This window comes from Clostridium sp. CM74B_53 (assembly GCF_036318045.1).
In the GTDB taxonomy this organism is placed as follows: Bacteria; Bacillota; Clostridia; order Lachnospirales; family Lachnospiraceae; genus Pilosibacter.
The window spans coordinates 1-2,978 of record NZ_JAWQDE010000035.1 but is presented as its reverse complement, the minus strand read 5'-3'; the positions used below and the strand labels follow the sequence as shown (position 1 = coordinate 2,978).

Annotated in this window: 4 protein-coding genes; all 4 read right to left on the bottom strand. The window is 58.3% G+C overall.

Translation table 11 applies throughout. From position 1 onward, the window contains the following. Positions 1-508, bottom strand: a 508-nt coding sequence (locus V2546_RS15575; RefSeq protein WP_329752824.1) for a CD1107 family mobile element protein, incomplete at its 3' end; no start/stop codon positions are given. Continuing rightward, positions 495-761 carry a DUF4315 family protein gene (locus V2546_RS15570; RefSeq protein WP_005927622.1) on the bottom strand — a complete coding sequence of 89 codons (267 nt, stop codon included), beginning with the start codon at positions 759-761 and terminating at the stop codon, positions 495-497. The genes V2546_RS15575 and V2546_RS15570, both read right to left, overlap by 14 nt. Before the next feature lie 22 nt (positions 762-783). After that, entirely contained in the window at positions 784-2,451 is a 1,668-nt protein-coding gene (locus V2546_RS15565; protein WP_329752823.1) for a CD1108 family mobile element protein, read from the bottom strand. 279 nt (positions 2,452-2,730) lie between these two features. Next, the coding region (locus V2546_RS15560) for a hypothetical protein (RefSeq protein WP_486463606.1) at positions 2,731-2,978 on the bottom strand (248 nt) is incomplete at its 5' end.

Here is a 2,978-nt window from a genome sequence, read left to right as displayed (position 1 = left end):
AATAGTAACCAATCCCACCGCCGGCCAGCACCACCGCACCGATCAGGAGCAGAGAGAGAAGGGGGCTGTCCTTTTTCTCCGGCTCGGGTTCCGGTACTTCCTCCACAGGTTCGGTGGGCTTTGGCTCTGGCTCCGGGGTCACTTCTTGGGGCGGTTCCTTACCCTGTTCGGCAAGAGGCAGAAGGTCGTCTGTGGTAACGGTATTGAGGAAATAGACGTTCTCGCTGGTTTTCTGTTTGTCGATCACCAGATAAAACACGCTCTCGTCTGCGGTGGTGATGGTGTAGAACTCTTTACCGTCCTCGTCGGTGGCGTTGTCCACCACGGTTCCCGTCCCGTCCGGGGTAAAGGGGTTCTGGGTTTCCGGCTCCGCTTCGGTTTCCACCGGGGCGGGAGCTGTCTCCGGCTGCGGCTCGCTGCTCTGGGCGTAGGCCGGGACCGTAAAGATCAGGCAACACAAAAGGCTGGCAGCCATCGCCGCCAGCCTGCGGTATTTAGTTTTCTTCATGGGCTGTGTCCTCCTTTTCGGGTGCCTCCGGCTTCGGGTCAGTATGGCCCGAAGCGGTAAGGCTGTTTTTGGGGTCATTCAAAAAAGCCATAAGCTGGGCGGGGGTCAGTTTGAGCGAGCGCACCGCCTGCACGATCTGGCTGTTTTCTTCCTCCTGTTTCTGCTTTTCCAGCTCCCGGATTTTGGCCTGCCACTCGGCTGCCTTCTCCCGGGCTTTTTCCAGTTCCTTATCGAGCTTGTCGATCTTGTTCATGCAAGGACTCCTTTCCTCTGGCTCACAAACGCCCGAAGGCATAGAAATGTGTCTGCCAGTAGCTTGAATTGATGTTTGCGTATTGGATGGGCGAACCACAATGAAGCATCATCCCGTCGCCCACATAAATCCCCACATGGGACACAGGGCCGGGGCTGTCATAGGTTCCCGTGAAAAAGATAATGTCGCCGGGCTTTGCCTCGGAGGGAGAAATGATAGCGCACTGGTTGTAAATGCCCTGCGCCGTGGTACGGGGCAGGTTGTGGACGCCGCTGGCCGTGTACACCCAGCAGACAAAGCCCGAACAGTCAAAGGAGGTGGACGGGCTGGAGCCGCCCCACACATAGGGCCAGCCGATATACTTTGTGGCTTCTTCCATGAGCGCCGCAAAAGCCGGGTCATCCAGCGCCTCGCCGGGTATCTCATAGCTGGGGCCGGTATCTTCGCCGCCGTTGTAAATCCCTTCCCACAGATAGGGCTTGTTGCCTTTGAGCTGCTGCATAACGGTGTAGATTTCCCGCTGCTGTTCGTTAAGCCTCGGCAGGATCACGGCAGGCAGCGTCTTGTTTGTGAGGGTCACATTTAAGATGTAATACTCATAGGGGACTTCCTCGGTGGTGGTTTCCCCTGTCTCCGGGTCGGTGCTGGTTTCGGTGCGGTAGCGTATCTCGACTTCCTCCGTCAAGGTCAGTTCATACTGTGCCTCAAAGATCTCCCGCAGCTCGTCCTGCACCTGTTCCCGGAAATACACATGGTACTTTGCCGAGAGATAGGACGCCAGCTCATAGGGGTTATGGCCGATCTCGTCCACGGAATAGCGGTACTCGTCATAGCCGGGATGGGTGCTTTCGATGTTTGCCACCGTCTGCGCCAGCTCGTTTTCCAGCGCCGTGTAGTCCTCGTCTACGCCCAGCAGGTCCGTATCCTCCGAGGCGTAGGAGGTGCCGGATAACGCATTGGCAAGGCCGCTGCCAAGCGTGGGGAAGATGGAGCTTACCGCCGACACAAGAAAACAGAGCAGCAACAGCAGGAGCAGGACCAGCACCGCCACGGGATGACGGGTCACAAACTGCGCCGCCCGACGGGTCGCAGTTCCCGAAGCGGCAGCGGTTTTCTTTGCGGTCTTTGCGCCCTGTTTTGCAGCCGCCTTTGCTTCTTTGGAATACCGACGTTTCAGTTTCCATTTCTGCTGCACACGGGAAAGCGGATTGCTGGCAAGCTCCGGGTGCTCGGAGGCCATCTTCTGAAAATCCATATTGGCCCGGGCTTTTATGTCCTTCCGTTCCCATTTTGCCACCTTCCGGGCCGGGTGCTCCCGCCAGCGGCGTTTGGCATACCGGGTCAGTTTCCGGGCTCCGGCCTCGGCCACAAGTTCCGACTTATGGGCTCCTTCCACACCCACATTTTCATGCTCAACTTCGTGGATCTTGTTGTGGACATAGAACCATGCTTCTGTACGGGCTCCCCGGACAGCTTTCTTCGCAAGCCCCGGCGGCTTCTGCGCCGCCCGTTTCGCCTCGACCTTATCCAGCTTCTCCCGGGCCTTTCCCAGCTTTTCCCCGGCGCGCTCCGCTTTGGCCTGCGCCTTCTGGTACTTGTCCTTTTTACTCCCGGCCTTCTCGGCGGAGCCCTCCGGCTCCTGTGCCCTGCCGGTATCCTGCGGCCTGCTCGCTTCATCCTCCTGCCTCATGCGGTCAGAGGGACGGCTTTTGCGGCTGTCCTCTTGAAACTTGCCGCTTTTGGACTTCGGGCCATCATGGCCCGAAGGACTGTCCTGCCCGGCATCCTCGTCCTCAAACCGTAGACGTCGGGACGGTGCGGGGGAAGGTCCTTCCCGTTCTGCCGGTCCGGGGCGATTGTCCCCGGTATCCTCCGTCGGCCCCGGCCTTTGAAAATTCCGTTTGTCCGGTTTCTTTCCGATAATGTATCCCTCCTTTCCAAACCTCGGGCCATCATGGCCCGAAGTGTGTTACGCCCGGTTCATTTCCTGTTTTTTGTCCTCCGGGCGGGTGGTCATAATGGCGTACAGCTCGGTATTCTGCGGGAAGCGGTCAACAAACGGGATGGTGGTATTCCCGAAGAACAGCAGCCCTTCGCCGGAATTGGTATGGGTCACATAGGAAAGCTGGTGGGGGCTGATCCCAAGCTGTTTGGCTAAAATCTGCCGGTCCCCCTGTGCCTGCGAGAGCAGCACAAGGAAGTCCGAGTTTTCAAAGA